The sequence below is a fragment of the Aminithiophilus ramosus genome (genome assembly GCF_018069705.1).
Taxonomy (GTDB): domain Bacteria; phylum Synergistota; class Synergistia; order Synergistales; family Aminithiophilaceae; genus Aminithiophilus; species Aminithiophilus ramosus.
Genome location: NZ_CP072943.1, coordinates 143,323 through 160,869, shown reverse-complemented (window position 1 = coordinate 160,869; position 17,547 = coordinate 143,323). Strand labels below are relative to the sequence as shown.

Sequence of the window (17,547 nt, the reverse complement as noted above, 5' to 3'; positions counted from 1 at the left end):
AGAACCGTTTCGATCGATCATCCCGAAGGAGGGCTCGCCATGACCAGCGTCACCACCCTTCCCCTGTACGAGGACAAAGGCCACGCCTTTCTCCTCCTCGGCTGGGAGGAACAGGAAGAAGAGGGCATCGTCCAGACCAACCAGTATCTTCTGACCTCGGGAGAGGAGGCCGTCCTCTTCGATCCCGGCGGGGCCCACGTCTTCCCCCAGGTCCTGGCCAACGTGGCCGAACGGGTCGACCTGGGGAACATCCGCCACATCTTCTACTCCCACCAGGACCCCGACGTCTCGTCGGGCATCACCCTCTGGCTCTCCATCGCCCCCAGGGCCCAGGTCCACATCAGCGGCCTCTGGACGCGCTTTCTTCCCCATTTCGGCATCTACGACCAGAAGCGAATCACCCCCATCGCCGACCACGGCGGCTCCCTGACCCTCAAAAGCGGCGCCGCCATCGACCTGGTCCCGGCCCACTTCCTCCATTCGACGGGCCAGTTCTGCGCCTACGACAGGCAGTCGAAAATCCTCTTCTCCGGCGACATCGGCGCCGCCATCTTCCCGCCGGGAAAGCGCTACCCCGTCGCCGAGAACTTCGACAGCCACGTCAAGTACATGGAGGGCTTCCATCGGCGCTACATGGCCTCCAACGCCGCCTGCCGCCGCTGGGCCGACCTGGTGGGGCGGCTGGACCTGGAGGCCATCGCGCCCCAGCACGGAGCGGTGATGAAAAAAGAGGTGGCGACGCGCTTCCTGAACTGGTTCCGGGAGCTGCGCTGCGGCGTCGACACCCTCGACGACTGGTTCGGCAAGGGGACACCGGCTCTGGCCGGGCGCCGCTAGGAGCGGGCCATGACGACGCAGAAAAAGCTCATCAAGGCCCTCTCCTCGGCCTTTTTCGCCGGCTCGATCCTCAACTCCTTCATGGCCAAGCTCGACACCGTCCTCGTCCGTCGCGTCGTCGCCGTCCAAAAGGAGCTGAGCCACATCTCGGGCCGCTTCCGCGAGCTGTCGGGCAAGCTGCGGCGCACCGTCGCCGAATTCGCCTCCAGCAGCGACGAGGCCCGCAAGGGCGTCGAGGCCATCAACACCCTCCACCGCCGCCTCGAGACCGAGCTTCAGCGCTCCGGAACGGATCTGGCCAACATGACCGACGACGTCAACGCCACCGTCAAGGCCACCTTCGAAACGCTCAACTCCTTCAAGGAAATCGAAAAGATGTCCAAGGCGATCCAGAACATCGCCAAGCAGACGAACCTCCTGGCCCTCAACGCCTCCATCGAGGCGGCCCGGGCCGGCGAGCACGGCCGGGGCTTCGCCATCGTCGCCTCCGAGGTCCAGAAGCTGGCCGTCGAGACGAAGGTCTCGTCGGAGGCCATCTCCTCCCAGGTGGGCGAGATCTCCCAGTCGGTGACGCTCGCCGTCGAGAACGTCCAGCGGGTGAGCGAGATGTTCGGCGTCATCCGCAACTCGCTGGACACCTTCATGGCCTTCCTCGACCAGAATCAGGCCTTCATGGGCCGCATCACCGACATCATGGAGCGCTCCGGCGCCCAGGTCGACGAGGGCTCGGAGGAGATGGCCCACTCCGTCGTCGTCCTCGAAGAGGCCATCCACCGCTTCGACTCCATGACGGCCATCATCTCCTCCATCGTCCGGGCCCAGACGAACCTGAAGGAGATCGAACTCTGACGGGCAGGCCGCAGCGGTCCCCCCGGAGACGGAAGGAGGGACACGGGCAGCAGGACGCACCTCTGCTTGAGGCCGCAGGGTCAGGAGGCGGCACCGCCGCAGAAAAAACGGCAATATCCGATGAGCTCAGAGCGCCGTTCGGGCTCTCCCGTTTCTTCCCACCCCGGGGTTTCAACCGGATTCGATTTCCGGTTCAGGCTTCGGGGTATCTTTATGATCGATGGGAGGTGAACAAAGCGAGAAACCTTCCCGGCGGCGTCGGCGAGGCGAGGAGAGTCACGGAAATCACCCGTTCCTAATCCCATCGCGTTTGTTTTTCGCTCCGTCGATATTGAAACCGCACGCGCTCCCCGCAGCCTCCTCGGCTCCGTGAGGCGCCATCCCCGACGTCTGTTCCCTGTGGAGAACCTCCTGCGATTCGGCTCAGGCAACACGGAAGAGACGTGAAAGGAGAGGAACGGATATGACGATCCGCAACAAGCTCTGGGCCATGGCCCTGACCATCGTCCTCCTCATCGGCGCCATGGCCGTCACGGGCTACGTGAAAAGCCGCTCCGCCATGGAGGGGCAGCTCAATTCCGTCGGCGTCGAGACGGCCTCCGTCGTGGGGCATGGCGTCTCCCTCTACTTCGAGCGCCTCGAGCTGATCCTCGCCAACGTCAACGAGGGCGTTCTCCATCTCCGCGAGGCCGGCAGAGGCCTTACGGCACCCGAGCTTCAGCCCTACATGGCCCGCTACACCGAGATCAACAAGCACTTCGGCGTCCAGGACGTCTACCTTGCCTTCGAGGACCGCAGTTTCGCCGACGGGACGGGCTGGGTCCCGCCGGCCGACTACGATCCCAAGGTGCGCTCCTGGTACCGCCAGGCCGTCGACAGCAGCAGGATCATCATCACCGACCCCTATCTGGACGGGATCACGGGCAAGATGATCATCAGCCTGGCCATGCCCTACAGGGAGGAAGGCCAGCTCGTCGGCGTCGTCGCCCTCGACGTCGACACTTCGGCCCTGAGCGCCTTCGTCGTCGACCAGAAGATCCTGGACAAGGGCTTCGGCATCCTCTTCGACGCCTCGGGCAACGTCATCGCCGCCCCCTTCGAGGACTGGATCATGAAGGAGAACATCACCACGACCTCTTCCGTCATCACCGACGAGCTCGCGGGCCTCGGCCGCCAGATCCTGGCCGGCCGGAGCGGCTTCGGAGACTACCGGTCCAACGCCGACGGCCAGACGAGGCGCCTTTTCTACTCGCCCACCGACAAGGGGCTCTTCCTCGGCCTCTTCTACCCCGTCGCCGAAATCCAGGCCGCCGTGGCGGCCCTGACGCGGATCCAGATCCTGCTGGGAGTCCTGGCCCTCGCCATCGCCCTCGCCCTTATCATCGCCATCTCCCGGGGCATCCAGAAGTCTCTGGCCCGCCTCCTGGCCACGACGGCCCGAGTCAGCGAGGGCGACCTGACGGCCCGGTACGAGGGACGGGACCGCGACGAGCTCGACCGCATCGGCACGGCCCTGAACGGCATGATCGGGGGCCTGAGGAATCTCGTCGAGAAGGCCGACGACTCGGCCCATCAGACCCTGAGCCGGGCCGAGTCGCTGGCTGCCTTTTCCGAGGAGACCGTCGCCTCCATGGAGGAGGTCCGGGGCTCGATGGACCACATGGCCGGCCAGTTCGAATCGAACGCCGCAGCCCTGGAGGAGGCCAACGCCGGCGTGGAGGAGATCTCCGGATCGGCTCACGCCACGGCTCAGGCGGCCACGGAGGGGGCCGACGGGGCCGCCAGGACCCAGGCCATCACCGAAGGCGCCTTCGAGGAGGTCCGAAACGTCATCGCCGATATCGTCAAGGTCGAGGCGGCCTCGGCCGAGAACGTCGGCAAGGCGGCCCTTCTCGAGGAGGCCGTCCAGAAGATCACGGGATTTGTCACGTCCATCACCTCCATCGCCGACCAGACCAACCTCCTGGCTCTCAACGCCGCCATCGAGGCGGCCCGGGCCGGAGAACACGGACGAGGCTTTGCCGTCGTCGCCGAAGAGGTCCGCAAGCTCGCCGAGGAGTCGGGCCATGCCGCCAAGGAGATCGACACCCTCATCGTCACCCTTCGCGAACATTCGGCCAGCTCCGTCGCCGCCTCCAGGCAGGCAACGGAGATCCTGAAGGAGACCGTCCTCAGGGCGAAGAAGGCCCAGGAAGATCTCAAGCAGAGCGTCAGCGAGATCGCAAAGACCCTCGACGCCATGCAGAACCTCGCCGCCGTCGCCCAGGAGCAGGCCGCCGCCAGCGGCGAGATGGCGACGGCCGTCGATTCCGTCGCCAAGAGCACGGGAGCCCTGACGACCACCGTCGAGAACGTCCGCAAGTCGACGGAGGAGACGTCCCATGCCTCGGAGTCGATCGCCCAGGAGGCCCAGACCCTCTCCGCGACGGCCCGGGAGCTGCAGGACCTTCTGAAGCGCTTCCGCCTCGAAGCCGAAACCGCCTCCGGTCTGGTGCCGGTCCGCAGCCGGCGCTGAAGACGGTGCCCGTCGCCTGGAAGGGGCGACGGGCACCGTGCCTGAGAAGGACGAAAAAAAAGGAGTCAGGAGCCCCCGGGGGCACCTGACTCCTTTTTCCGGTTTTCTGAGGCCAGGGGCGAAAAGACGCGGGAAAGGGCGGCGGAGCGAAAAAGCACCGTCGCAGGCGGGCTTCAGGCCTTCGAGGTGCCCCTGTCGGGACGGGCCGGCCCGAGGCGCCTCATTCCTGAGGCGTCTCGTCGGGGCGGCTCTCGAAAAGGCGGGCCAGATCGTCGCCGCGGCGGCGGAGGATCTCGAGGAGCCTGGGGTCGAAGTAGTCGGGCTCGACGCGGCCGTCCCCTTCGAGGATGATCCGGAGGGCCCGCTCGTGGCTGAAGGGGGGCTTGTAGCTCCGGCGGGACCGGAGGGCGTCGTAGACGTCGCAGAGGCTGACGATGCGCGCCGCCAGGGGGATGGCCTCGCCCGACAGACCTCGGGGGTAGCCCCCGCCGCACCAGCGCTCGTGATGGCCCAGGCAGATGTCGCGGGCCATGGAAAACCAGGGAGAGTCGCCCAGGATCTCCGCTCCCCAGAGGGTATGGCCCTTGACGATCTCGAACTCCTCTTCCGTCAGGGCCGACGGCTTGGAGAGGATCGCCTGGGGCACCCGGAGCTTGCCCACGTCGTGGAGCTGGCTGAAGGCCCTCAGGTCCGACAGGTAGTCGTCGGAAAGGCCCAGCTCGGAGCCGAAGAGAAGGGCATAGTCGCCGATACGGCCCAGATGGGCCCCCGTCTCCTCGTGGTAGGCCTGGGTGAAGACCTGCATCCGGATCGAGACGTCGTGATAGGCCTCCTTGACCTCGACGAACATGGCCCTGGAATGGAGAAGGCCGGCCAGATGGGAGAGGAAGGGCTCCATCGTCTCCCGCAGCCCCTCCTCGTCCCCCTCGGCGGGGAGGACGACGACGACGCCTCCGACGAGACGCCGCAGCGTCCGGACGGGAAACTGGAAGAACTTGAGCCCCTGGCGGGAGGCGACGGAAAAGCGGGAGAAGAGCCCCCCAGGAGAGGCGACGCGCAGGGAATCGACGAGCTCTTCCCTCAGCTCCGGTCGGCCGGCCCAGCTCCAGATAAAGGGCTCGCCCGATCGCAGGGCGACGATGGCCGTGAAGGGACTCCCGAAGAGGCGCCCCAGCTCGCGGGCCACGCCGTCGGCCGCTCCGTCGAGATCGCCGGCGCTCTGCGTCTCCCGCGAGAGGTCGAGGAGGGCACCGAGACGATCCATGGCCCGCGTCAGGCGCCGGTTCGAATCGGAGAGCTCCTCTTCCATGGCCGAGGCCTCCTCGTAGAGACCGGCGAGCTCCTCCCCCTCGCGGGCGACGGCCTCGAGAAGGCGTCCGAAGGAGACCTCGATGGCCTGGAATTCGGCAAAACGCGCCAGGGGAAGCTCCCGCCGTCCAAGCTCGCGGAGGATCTCCATGGCCTCTACGGGATCGGGGGCGCGGGTCAGAGTTCCCTCGGCCTCCACAAGCGACGTCGAGAGGGAAGTCAGAGAGGTCAGCACCGAGGAGAAGAGGGGGAAGATCAGGATCAGGACGGAGAGGGCGCCGAGGGCGACGGCCCCTCCGGCGGCGAGCCCCCTGTCCAGCGCCTCCTGCCAGATCAGCGACTCGGGATAGCCGACGGCGACGAAGAAATCCTCGCCGGGAAGGGGAAGGACGAGGAAGTGCTGAAGGACGCCGAGCCAGGTCCGCGTCGACCGGGGGGAAAGGAGGAGTTCCGTCGGCATCGTGGCCCCGAAGGGGAAGAGGGAGGCCTCGCCCATGGAGACGAGGACCCGCCCCTCGGGCGAGAGGAGAAGGGCCCACTCGCCCTGGCGGAGCCTATCCTGGCGGGAGAAGAGAGCGGAAGGGGAGAAACCGGCCACGACCCACCCCTCGGTGCCGACGGGATGGGCCAGGACGACGAGGGGACGTCCCCTCTCGTCGAGAAGGGACGTCGCCGCAAGGGGGGTCGAGAGGAGGTCGAGAGGCAGCCGTGCCCCCCGTCCCAAAGGGCCGCGATAGCTCTCGGCGATCCGCCCCTCCACGTCGGTGCGGACCAGGAAGGGACAGAGGGAGGGGGAGAGGCCGTCGAAAGCGCGGGCGTCGAAGCCGACGTGGCTCATCCCCTGGAGGAGGCGCCGGTGGAAGTCGACGGTCTGAAGGACGTCCCGCCCCATGAGAGCCAGACGTCTCTCGAGGGCCTGCTCCCTCTCCCCGCGGGCGAGGTCGCGGCGCCAGAGGAGGAAGAGGGAGGAAAAGACCGCGACGAGGAGGAGCGAGGCGGCCAGAAGACGGCGGCGGAAGGAGTCCAGCGTCACCACGGCAGGGCCACTTCCTCGACGCGGCCTTCGGCGCGCCGGAAGACGCGGGGCCGCCCCACTCGGTCGCCCCACGCGTCGACAACGGCCTCCGCCCCCTCTCGCCGGAGGAGGCGTGGGGCGAGGGCGCTGCGGAAGTCCTCACCGGTGACGCTCCCCTCCTCGGCGGCGGCGACGATGAGATCCAGGGCCAGGGCCGTGTAGCGAAGGAGGAGACTGGGCCGGCGGCGGTAGTTTTCGCGCAGGAAGGCCCCGAAGGCCCCCTCCTCTTCGCTCCAGGGATCGACGTTCTCCACGAAGTGGAAGGAGAGCCCTTCGATCTCCTCCAGCCTCTCGTGGCCGCTCGAGAGGGACCACATCGACAGGAGCAGCTTCGACCGGGGCCAGACGTCGCCGATCTGGCGGCAGAGCCAGAAGCTCGTCTCGGGGTGGGCGACGACCCAGACCACGGAGGGAGGATCGCCGTAGGCCTCCATCCGGGCCTGGCGCGCCTCGTAGGCCCCTTCGGCGGGCAGGATGTCGACGGAAAGGCCGCTGTCCTGGGTCACCCGGAGCACCGTCTCCCGGGCGTAAGCCTCGTTGTGGCACGAGACGAAGGCGACGACGCGATTCGCCTTGAGATGGCGCAGGAGGGCCGCCGTACGCTCCGCGTTGCGGTTCAGGGCGTGCTGGACCCGAAAAAAGGCGTCCCGCCGGCCGCCGAGCTCCTCGGCCTGGGCCGTGGGACTGACCAGGGACAGGCCCATCGCCTCGGCAACGGGTGCCGCCGCCAGGGCCAGCTCCGAGGTGGAGGCGCCGAGGACGACGGAGGCACCGCGGACGCGCAGCCTCGCCAGGGCCTCGCTGGGATCGCGTCCGTAGGGGGCCACCTCCAGGCGGAGGCGCACCGCGCCGCCTCGACGGTTGTACCAGTCGACGTAGGCCTGTGCCGTCGAGACCATGTCCGCCTCTGTCGTCAGATGGGGCGGGACGTCGCAGAAGAGGACGCCTATCGTAACCGTCCGTCTCGAGAGGAGACCGAAAAAGAGGAAAAGGGCCGAAAAGACGAGGGCGACGAGGAGCAGACGGAGTGGGACTCTCATGGGCGACGACGGTTCAAGCCCCTCAGGGCCACGATGCCAGCAGGGACCGGACCTCGGCCGTCGTCACCGCCTTCAGCACCTCGTCGAGCCTTTTTCCCGCCTCGGCGACGGAGAGGCTCCGCAGGACTTTCTTGGCTGCGGGGATCCGCGCCGGCGTCATCGAAAGTTCGCGGAAGCCCAGAGCCGCCAGGAGGGGGATGGCCAGCGGATCGCCGGCCATCTCGCCGCACATGCCCAGGTCGATGCCAGCCGCGGCCGCGGCCCGGGCCACGACAGAGAGCCCCCGGATCACCGCCGGATGGAAGGGGTCCTGGAGACGCTTCAGCCGGGGGTTCATCCGATCGGCGGCGAGAAGGTACTGAGTGAGATCGTTGGTGCCGACGGAGAAGAAATCGACCTCCCTGGCCAGGAGATCGGCCATGAGAAGGGCACCGGGCGTCTCGATCATGACGCCCACCTTGGCGGGCCGGGCCCATTCGAGCCCCTCGGCCTCCAGCTCGGCGGCGCAGACGTCGAGAAGGGCCTTGGCCGCCCTCAGCTCCTCGGCGTCGACGACCATGGGGAACATGAGCCAGAGATTGCCCGCCACGGCCGCCCGGAGGAGGGCCCGGAGCTGGACCTTGAAGAGCTCGGGGTGGTCGAGACAGAGGCGGATGGCGCGGTAGCCCAGGAAAGGGTTGGCCTCGTGCCCGACGAGAGAGGCGAGATAGGGAATCTCCTTGTCGCCTCCCGCGTCGAGGGTGCGGATCGTCACGGGACGGGGAGACAGGACCGTCAGGGCCTCGGCGTAGGCGGCGAGCTGTTCCTCCTCCGTCGGCGCCTCGTCGCGCCCCATGTAGAGAAACTCCGTCCGGAAGAGCCCGACGCCGTCGCCTCCTCTGGAGAGGATCTCGCCCGCTCCGTCGGGGCGGGCGATGTTGCCCCAGAGAGGGAGGGCGACTCCGTCGGCGCTGACGGCGGGAAGGTCCCGCAGCGCCTCGGCCTGGCGGCGCTCCTCGGCGAAGAGGGCGGCAGCCCGGCGCCCGGCGTCGAGAGCCGCCTCGTCGGGGGCGACGACGACCTCCCCCTTCAGGCCGTCGACGATGACGACGGTCCCCTCGATCAGGCGCCCCAGGGCCCCGGCGACGGCCGAAAGGGCGGGAATGGCCAGGGACTGGGCGATGATGGCCGTGTGACTCGTGGGACCGCCCTCTTCGGTGACGAGGGCGACCACCCTGGAGGGGTCGAGAAGGGCCGTGTCGGAAGGCGTCAGATCGCGGGCGACGACGACGAAGGGGCCGCCCTCCCGGCCGGCCAGATCGGAGGGGTCGACGTGGCCGGTGAGGGCCCGGAAGAGACGGCGCCCCACATCGTCGACGTCGGCGGCCCGCTCCTTCAGGTAGGGATCGGGAAGGGCCTCGAAGAGGGCCCGGATCTCGGCCGTCTTGACGACGACGGCGTCGGAGGCGCTCCGGCCTCCGGCGACGGCCTCCCGGACGGCCCCGACGAGCATGGGGTCGCGGAGCATGAGGCGATGGGCCGAGAAGAGGGCGGCCTTGTCGGCCCCCAAGGTCTTCTCCGCCTGGGCCTGGAGACGAACCAGATCGGCCTCGGCCCGATTCAGGGCCTCCTCGAGGCGCCCGAGCTCGGCACCGCGCTCCTCCTCGGAAAGGAGAGAGCCCGTCTCGACGAAGGCCAGAGGAACGAGGGGAAGGACGGGACCGATGCCGATGCCGGGAGAGAGGACAACGCCTTCAAGGGTCAGAGACATGGAAGTCACCTCTTTCTTGGGATCTTTTCGGACACCCCGAGTCGGAATCCGTTCCGACCTGGCCACACATGCCCTAAGGCAGCCTGGCGCCAGCTTCCTGCTTCACGGGGACGGGTCTCACGACAGCCCGACGGCTGCCGCCTTTTTCCGTCAGGAAAGGGAGCGTTTTTCCACTCTTCCGGCGAGGACGCCGAGGATGACGGCGTCGGCTCCCGCCATGCCCTCCCGGTTGAGACGCCCCAGGTTGGCCGCCGTGCCCTCCACCGAAGCGTCGACCAGCCCCTGGGCGGAGCAAACGCCGCAGCGGCGTCGGGCCAGGAGGGCCGCGATGTAGGCCTCGTGGGCCGCCGTGGCCACCTTGAGGGCGCAGCTCTCCTTGGCGCCGTCGCAGACGAGCCCGGCCACGTTGGCGAGCAGGGTCTTGACGGCCAGGGCACAGGCGGCGCTTCGACCCGTCAGAAGCCAGGTCATGCCCACGGCCGCTCCCGCCCCTGCGGCGACGGCACAGCCGCAGACGGGCGTGAGACGGCCCGTATGGCCCTTGACGAAGCTGGTCGCCAAATGGCTCAGGGCCAAGGCCTGGGCCGTCCGGCGCCCCGTCGCGTCCAGGGAGCGGGCCAGCAGCGCCACGGGCAGAATCGCCGTGATGCCGTGATTGCCGCTTCCCGCGCTGCTCATGACGGCCCTGGGAAGACCCGACATGCGGGCCTCGGCGGCGGCGGCACAGGCGAGACGGATTCGCATTCCCTCGTCGTCGGGAAGGGTTCCCTCGTCGACGAGGGCCTTGAGGTTTTTCGTCAGCTCCAGGCGCGAGGGGAGATCGGCGGCGAAACCGGCCTCGGCCATGGCGCGGTTCATGGCGACGCCCTCGAGGAGGAAGGCCTCGTCCTCGTCGTCCAGTTCGTCGATCAGGCCGAAAAGGACCTCGAAAGGGACGTCTCTCAGAAGGGTCTGATAATCGGGGGCCGAAGAGGCGCCGATCGCCTCCTCTCTAAAAAGGACCTCTCCGTCCCGTTCGACGAGGGCAATGCGGCTGTGGCCTCCCTCGATGACGCAGCGCGATCTCTCCCCGGCGCCGACAAGGCCCACCTCGGCGTAGACGCCCGAATGGCCTTCGTCGCAGGCCAGGGAGACCCCCCCCCTGTCGATCCAGCGCCGGGCCCGCTCCAGGTCGTCGGGTCCGCACTCCCGGAGGACCTCCAGGCCGCGGGCCGACCGACCGCAGAGCACGCCCAGAGCGGCGGCGAAGGGAATGCCCGTCGCCCCCTGCCCGCCGGGGACAGCCACATCGGCGCCGTTTTTCAGGATGCTGGGACTGACGCGAATCCCGATGGACTCGACGGCGGCCCGCTTCCCGAGCGTTTCGGCGGCCCGGGCCGCCGCCAGGGCGACGGCGCCGGGCTCGGTACAGCCCAGAGCGGGCCGGACCTCGCTGCGCAAAAACTCCTTGAGAGAAAACATCGCGGAACCTCCTCACGAAGCGACGGACGGGCACGCCCGAATCGGGGCTAAGATCTCCCCCGACGGCCGTCAACGACCTCCGGCAGGCCCTCCTTTTCGCCAGAGACTTCCCGATCGCGAGGGACGGAGAAAGCCGGCCGAGGAAGAAAACGCGCCGGCACCGACCGAAAAGGCGGAGCCGACGCGTTCGAAGTCGCTTCCGGGCCGAGAGACCCTCCCGAAAAGACGCGACGAGGAAGAGGATCAGGCCTCGCCGTCGGTCACGTCAGCCGGTGCAGCAGGGCCTCTCGCTCCCCGGAGAGGTAGTCGAGGGGGGGAATCTCCAGCATGGTGTAGCAGCCCGGTTCCTGCCTCGCGGCGGCCCGGAGCGCCGAGACCATCACCTGGGCCGTGGCGGCGGGATTCATGACCGTCATGGAGAACTCCATCCTCTGGTTGTGGGAGCAGGCCGAAACGCCCTTGCGCTCCATGTGGACGCCGTGGCCCAGGTCCAGAAGCCGTTCCACGTCGTCGCAGGGAAAGACATAGGTCTCGTCGTGACAGAAATAGGGATCGCCGAGGATCCGGCCACGGACCGTCTCGAAGTCGGCCCCGTCGGCCAGCTCCACATAGACGTGGCGCTTGTGGAGCCCCGTGCCCTTGGGCAGAGTCAGGGAAAGGGCGTCCTTCACCCCCTCGATGGCCTTGACGGCCACCGTGTGCCCCATGCTCATGCCGGGACCGAAGTTGGTGTAGGTGATTCCCCTGGGGGCGATGCACTCCAGCAGGGCGCGGACGACCGAATCGGTCCCCGGGTCCCAGCCGGCGCAGATCACCGCGACCGAACCGTGCGCCTTGCCCACCGCGTCGAGATCGCGACGGAGCTCCATGGCGGCGTCGCCGTGGATGTCGAAACTGTCCACGGTGTGGATACCCCTCTCCAGGTAACGGGGCGCCACGGCGGGGATGGCCCGGCTGGCGATGGCCAGGACGGCCCCATCGACAGGTCCCAACTCGCTCACGTCGAGAGCGACGGGAAGGCCCGTCTCCCTCCAGACCGCCTCCACCTTGGCGGGATCGCGCAGGACAATGCCCGCCGCCTCCATGTCGGGAGCGGAACGCACGGCGGCCAAGGCCTCCTTGGCCACGTTGCCGAATCCGACGATCGCAACACGCAACTTGTTCATCCCCATTCCGCCTTTCCCTCATTCAGCCAAGTCTCACCGACAGATAACCCAAAACGACTATAGGGCCGATAAGGAAAAGCTGTCAATACCGCCCCCCCTCTGTCTATTCGCAGGCTCACCCGGGAAGACTCCGTCGAACCCGCTTATTCGAGGTCCACTCCAATCACCTCGTCGGTGCGCGTTCAAGTCAAGTCTTTTCCGTCCTCCCGCCGCTTCGTGGCCGGGCCGATGGAGGTCCCGCCCGGCAAGCCGAAAGCCGGGGCCGCGCCAGACCTTTTTTCACGAGAGGACTCCGCCCCTTTCCCTCGGAAGTTCCGCCGCGGCGAAGGTCCCTTTTCCCTGCACCCTGCTTTGACCCCGCCCCGAGCACGCCTTCCACGGTCGGAGTCGCCTTCTCCAGATGGATACATCTTTACATTTAAGGCGCCATGGCGCAAAAAGACCATTTACGCTACGATGAGGACGCCTCGAGGACGGAGCTCCCTGACGCCGGAGGAGGGCCAACCCTCGAAAGGCTCTGTCCCGCATCGGCAGCCCCAAAAGGGCCGCAACGCCATCGCCCCGGCCGCGAAACGGCCGGAGGACAGAAGGACCTGCCTCGAACCGGCAGCGATGAGGTGATTTAAGCGGACCCTGCGGCGTTTGTCCTGACGAGCCTGCGGATTTGGATATGTCCTCTTGATTGACGATTCAGAAAAGCAAGGGATAGAATACTCTTGATATGCTCACCGTTGATGAGCATGCCGTCTCCGTCGCCCCGGCGACGGACAGGACCGGAGCGGAAGATCCTTTCGACCCGGAACAAGGGAGGCCAAGCCACGTTGAGCGAAAAAAGGGATTCTCTGTTCGTCCTCGACGCCCATTTCGACATGCCCATGGAGATCCTCGAGCGGTCTCTGCGCGACGAGAAAGACATCTTCCGCCGCTATCACCGACAGAACCTCCGACGAGGAGGCGTCGACTGCCTCGTGGGAGCCCTCTACGTCAACTCCATCTGGCTGCCCGAGATGGGGCTGCGCTGCGCCCTCGACCAGATCTCCGCCCTCATGGCCGAGGTCGAGAGCTGCCCCGAAGACCTGGCGATCTGCCGGACCATGGCCGAAGTCGACGGGGCGAAGCGAGAGGGGAAGATCGCCCTCCTCCTCTCCCTCGAAGGGGCCGATCCGCTGGGGAACGACCTGCGCCTGCTGCCCATCTTCCACGCCCTGGGCGTCCGCGGGCTGGGCCTCGCCTGGAGCCGCCGCAACTACGCCGCCGACGGCTGCTGGTTCCATCCCCGCCGCGAAGGGCGCAAGGGAGGGCTGACCGATTTCGGCGTCGCCCTCGTCGAAGAGGCGACGCGGCTGGGCATGTGGATCGACGTGAGCCATCTCAACGACGAGGGATTCTGGGACGTCATGGAGCTCGTCAAGGGGCCCCTCATCGCCAGCCACTCCAACGCCAGGGCCCTCGTCCCCGGGATGATGCGCAACCTGACGGACGACCAGATCAGGGCCATCGCCGAACGGGGAGGCGTCATCGGCATGAACGCCCTCGACGCCTTCATCGGAGGAGGCGGCGACGGTCGCCGCCTCGGCCCCGACGATCTGGCCCGCCACGCCGATCACATCGCCCGCCTCGTCGGCATCGAACACGTGGGGATCGGCTTCGACCTCTGCGACGGTCTCCCCTCCTTTCACTCCATGCCCGACGGCTTTCCGACCTATGACGTCATCGAAAATCACGGCGAGACGGGCCGGTTCCTCCAGGCCCTGGAGAGCCGGGGCTACTCGCGGGAGCAGGTGGCCCTCGTGGCCGGCGGCAATTTCGCCCGCGTCTTCCGTCAGATCCTGGACAGATACTGACGGAGAGGATCCGCCGGAGGAGGTGGCCGCAGGACCGGTCCGACCATCGAGAGTCCATCGGAAGAGAGGGCGCCGCAGAGGCGCAGGGACCGGCTCGGAGGGCGCGGGCTTTCCGCGGGAGGGCCGCGACGGCCCGAGGAGACCGACGACGAGACGTTATTTCGAGGAGGGTTTCGAATGAGGAAGAACTGGCAGCTCCTGTGTCTGACGGCGCTCTGTGCGCTCCTTGTCCTGGCCTGCGGCGCCTGGGCGGGCGAAAAGGTTCTGACCGTGGCCTACAACGAGGAGCCTCAGACCGCCGACGGTCAGATGACCACGTCGTGCTACATGATTCCCCTCAACGTCTACGATCGCCTTCTGGAGTGCGCCACGGTCGGGCCGGGCAAATCCGAACTGGTTCCGGGGCTGGCCGAGAGCTGGGAGATCAGCGACGACGGGAAAATCTACACCTTCCACATCCGCAAAGGCGTCAAGTTCCACAGCGGTGAGGAGCTGACGGGCAAGGACGTGGTCTACACCTTCGACCGCATGCTCGATCCGGCGACGAAGGCCCTCAACACCGACATCCTCGACTTCGTCGACGGCGCGGCGGAGCGCATGGAGGGCAAGGCCGACTCGACGAAGGGGCTCGAGCTCGTCGATCCCTACACGGTGCGGATCACGCTGAAGGAGCCCTTCGTCCCCTTCCTGTCCATCATGGCCAGCCCCCAGGCCTCGATCCTGAGCGAAGCCTTCACCCGCCCGCTGGGGGACAAATACGGCCTCTCGCCCGAGACGACCTGCGGGACGGGGCCCTTCGTCCTCACCGAATGGGTCCTCAACGACCACCACACCCTGGCCGCCTTCGACGGCTACTGGCGCGGTCGGTCGAAACTGGACCGGTTCGTCGTCAAGGTCGTCACCGACACGGAGACGATGCGGATGCTCTTCGAGTCGGGAGAGATCGACATCTTCGACTGCGACTTCGCCATCAGCCAGATCCCCTACTTCCTGGGCCACAAGGCCTGGAAGGACCAGATCGTCTCGGGGCCCCGCGTGGGCATCTACTACTTCACCTTCAACCAGCAGATCAAGCCCTTCGACGACGTCCGGGTCCGCAAGGCCTTCCAGATGGCCGTCGACCGCAAGCAGCTCCTGGAGAAGCTCTACTACGACCAGGGACAGCTGGAGAACGGCGTCATGCCGGCCGGTCTCATCCACTACGACCCGGGACAGACGGTCATTCCCCACGATCCGGCCCGGGCCAAGGCCCTCCTCGCCGAGGCGGGCTATCCTGACGGCGTCGATCTCGAGATCGCCCTCATCGCCAGCGCCTCCTCTCAGTGGCAGAAGATGAGCGAAGTCGTCCAGGCCATGGTGGCGCCGGCGGGCTTCCGTGTCACCCTCGTCCAGATGGACGAGGCGGCCTGGTACGCGACGCGCAAGGAGGGCAAGCTGCCCATGTACTGCCAGAAGTGGTCGGCCGACTTCAACGATCCCGACAACTTCTTCTACACCTTCTTCGGCTCCAAGGGGACCGTGGCCCGCAGCTTCAACAACATCAGCGACGAAGTCTTCGCCGCCCTCGACAGGGGACGGAGCGAACTCGATTTCGCCAAGAGGGGCAAGCTCTACGCCGACCTGGAGAGGACGATCGTCATCGATCAGGCCGCCTGGCTCCCCCTCTTCTCCCTCAAACACCTCTACGTGACCCAGCCGAGGGTCAAGACCTTCGTCGTCCCCTGGAACGGCTGGTCGGACTTCTCCGCCTACGAGATGGAAGTCGAATAGACCGTCGGACGAGCGGGGAGGGGGGCAACCCCCTCCCGATTCCAGAAGAGGGAGGCGCCCATGAAGAAATTTATCCTTCAGCGTCTGATCGTTTCCATTCCCGTCCTCGTCGGCGTCACCTTCCTCCTTTTCTGGCTTCTCAACGTCGTGCCGGGAGACCCCGTGGCACTGATGATGAAGGAGCACATCAGCGTCGACGTCGTTGAACGGGTCCGCCAGCAGATGCACCTCGACGATCCCGCCTGGGTCCGCTATCTGCGCTTCCTCTGGGGGGCCGTCAGGGGCGACCTCGGCGAGTCCTACAAGCTGAAACGGCCCGTGGCCGACCTCATCCTCAACGCCTTCCCCAACACCTTTCTCCTGGCCGTCGCCGCGGCCCTTTTCGCCTGGATCGTGGGCATTCCGGCGGGCATCGTCTCGGCCGTCCGCAAGTACTCGCTGTCGGATCACTTCTTCATGGGCTTCTCCCTCATGGGCGTCTCCATGCCCGTCTTCTGGTCGGCCCTGCTCTTCCAGTACCTCTTCGCCGTGAAGCTGGGCTGGCTTCCCGTGGCCGGCTTCAACTCCTGGAAGTGCCTCGTCATGCCCGCCGTGGTGCTGGGCTGGAGCAGCGCCGGCATCGTGGCCCGCCTCACCCGCTCGAGCCTTCTCGAGGTCATGCGCTGCGACTACATCCGGACGGCGCGGGCCAAGGGCCTTCTCGGGGTGGCCGTCATCCTCCGCCACGGCCTGAAGAACGCCATGCTTCCCGTCGTGACCGTCATGGCCATCCAGGTGGCGAGCCTCCTGGCCGGAGCGGTCATCACCGAAAGCGTCTTCAACATTCCCGGCGTGGGGCGCATCGCCGTGGGAGCCATCCAGGCCCGCGACATGCCCCTCCTTCAGGGAGCCGTCCTCTTCGAGACGGTCCTGGTCATCTTCGGCAATCTCGCCGCCGATATGCTCTACGCCTGGCTCGATCCGCGGATCAAATTCGACTAGGGGGGAGACGCCATGTCCGAAGACATCAGACCCGACGAGATTCCGCTCTCCGCTCCCTCTTCCGTCCCTGTTGCCGCGGAGGAGTTCGAGGCCGTCGAGCCTCCGACGTCTCTCCTGAAAGACGTGTGGCAGGCCTACCGGAACAACCGCATGGCCCTCGGAGGCGCCCTGGGCGTCGCCCTCCTCGTCTTCATGGCCGTTTTCGCCCCCCTGCTGACGCCCTACGGCCCCTTCGACATCGACCTCGACGTCATGACCCTTCCGCCCTCGGCGGCCCACTGGCTCGGAACGGACCAGTTCGGAAGGGACCTCCTGACGCGGATCCTCTACGGGTCGCGCATCTCCCTTGTCATCGGCATCGTGCCGACCCTCCTCTCCATGGCCATCGGCACCACCCTGGGCCTCGTCGGCGGCTGGTACGGAGGCAAGATCGACTACGCCATCATGCGCCTCGCCGATATCGTCCTGGCCTTCCCCTCCGTCCTTCTGGCCATGGTCGTCATGTACACCCTGGGAGCCTCTCTCTTCAACCTCTTCATCGCCCTGGCCGTCGTGGGATGGGCGGGGACGTCGCGCGTCGTCCGAAGCCAGGTCATCTCCCTCCGCGAGAAGGAGTTCGTCGAGGCCTGCCGGGCCATGGGCGTGAAGACGCCCGTCATCCTCTTCCGCCACATCCTGCCCAACTGCCTCCCCTCCCTCATCGTCCTCTTCACCCTGGGCATTCCGGGGGCCATCCTCTCCGAGGCGAGCCTCTCCTTCCTCGGCGTGGGGGCCCAGCCGCCCACCCCCTCCTGGGGGCTCATCATCGTCAGCGGCAAGGAGTTCCTCTTTTCGGCGCCCTGGATCGCCATCGCCCCCGGCGTCTTCATCCTGCTGACGGTGCTGGCCTTCAACTTCCTCGGCGACGGGCTGCGGGACGCCTTCGACCCGTACATGAAGCCGTAGGGAGGC

Annotated in this window: 12 protein-coding genes; 7 read left to right on the top strand and 5 right to left on the bottom strand. The window is 67.1% G+C overall.

Features of this window, described 5'->3' with window-relative positions:
- The first annotated feature begins 39 nt into the window (after positions 1 to 39).
- From KAR29_RS00695 to KAR29_RS00685, 3 genes are all read left to right on the top strand, one after another.
- On the top strand, positions 40 to 837 hold the full coding sequence (locus KAR29_RS00695; protein WP_274373738.1) for an oxygen-binding di-iron domain-containing protein: 798 nt from the start codon (positions 40 to 42) through the stop codon (positions 835 to 837).
- A 9-nt stretch (positions 838 to 846) separates the two neighbouring features.
- Complete coding sequence (locus tag KAR29_RS00690) at positions 847 to 1,686, top strand: methyl-accepting chemotaxis protein (protein WP_274373737.1); 840 nt, start codon at positions 847 to 849, stop codon at positions 1,684 to 1,686.
- Positions 1,687 to 2,149: 463 nt separating this feature from the next.
- Positions 2,150 to 4,201, top strand: a complete 2,052-nt coding sequence (locus tag KAR29_RS00685; RefSeq protein WP_274373736.1) for a methyl-accepting chemotaxis protein — start codon at positions 2,150 to 2,152, stop codon at positions 4,199 to 4,201.
- Between the two features lie 220 nt (positions 4,202 to 4,421).
- Here the strand turns inward: KAR29_RS00685 and KAR29_RS00680 are convergent, their stop codons facing one another.
- From KAR29_RS00680 to KAR29_RS00660, 5 genes are all read right to left on the bottom strand, one after another.
- Positions 4,422 to 6,545 (bottom strand): HD-GYP domain-containing protein, encoded by a 2,124-nt coding sequence (locus tag KAR29_RS00680; protein WP_274373735.1) that lies wholly within the window; start codon positions 6,543 to 6,545, stop codon positions 4,422 to 4,424.
- A complete protein-coding gene (locus KAR29_RS00675) occupies positions 6,539 to 7,624 on the bottom strand; it encodes an ABC transporter substrate-binding protein (RefSeq protein ID WP_274373734.1) in 1,086 nt (361 codons plus the stop codon). The genes KAR29_RS00680 and KAR29_RS00675 overlap by 7 nt, the downstream gene beginning before the upstream one ends.
- A 22-nt stretch (positions 7,625 to 7,646) precedes the next feature.
- Complete coding sequence (gene ptsP, locus KAR29_RS00670) at positions 7,647 to 9,374, bottom strand: phosphoenolpyruvate--protein phosphotransferase (protein ID WP_274373733.1); 1,728 nt, start codon at positions 9,372 to 9,374, stop codon at positions 7,647 to 7,649.
- Between the two features lie 150 nt (positions 9,375 to 9,524).
- Positions 9,525 to 10,835, bottom strand: a complete 1,311-nt coding sequence (locus KAR29_RS00665) for an L-cysteine desulfidase family protein (protein ID WP_274373732.1) — start codon at positions 10,833 to 10,835, stop codon at positions 9,525 to 9,527.
- A gap of 260 nt (positions 10,836 to 11,095) precedes the next feature.
- Complete coding sequence (locus KAR29_RS00660) at positions 11,096 to 12,001, bottom strand: diaminopimelate dehydrogenase (protein WP_274373731.1); 906 nt, start codon at positions 11,999 to 12,001, stop codon at positions 11,096 to 11,098.
- An 821-nt stretch (positions 12,002 to 12,822) separates the two neighbouring features.
- On the opposite strand from KAR29_RS00660, the gene KAR29_RS00655 reads away from it, so the two are divergent.
- From KAR29_RS00655 to KAR29_RS00640, 4 genes are all read left to right on the top strand, one after another.
- Positions 12,823 to 13,845, top strand: coding sequence for a dipeptidase (locus KAR29_RS00655; protein ID WP_274373730.1), 1,023 nt, complete (start codon positions 12,823 to 12,825; stop codon positions 13,843 to 13,845).
- A gap of 177 nt (positions 13,846 to 14,022) precedes the next feature.
- A complete protein-coding gene (locus KAR29_RS00650; RefSeq protein WP_274373729.1) occupies positions 14,023 to 15,615 on the top strand; it encodes an ABC transporter substrate-binding protein in 1,593 nt (530 codons plus the stop codon).
- Between the two features lie 60 nt (positions 15,616 to 15,675).
- Positions 15,676 to 16,596 carry an ABC transporter permease gene (locus tag KAR29_RS00645; protein ID WP_274373728.1) on the top strand — a complete coding sequence of 307 codons (921 nt, stop codon included), beginning with the start codon at positions 15,676 to 15,678 and terminating at the stop codon, positions 16,594 to 16,596.
- Positions 16,597 to 16,608: 12 nt separating this feature from the next.
- Positions 16,609 to 17,541 carry an ABC transporter permease gene (locus KAR29_RS00640; RefSeq protein WP_274373727.1) on the top strand — a complete coding sequence of 311 codons (933 nt, stop codon included), beginning with the start codon at positions 16,609 to 16,611 and terminating at the stop codon, positions 17,539 to 17,541.
- The last annotated feature ends 6 nt before the right edge of the window (positions 17,542 to 17,547 follow it).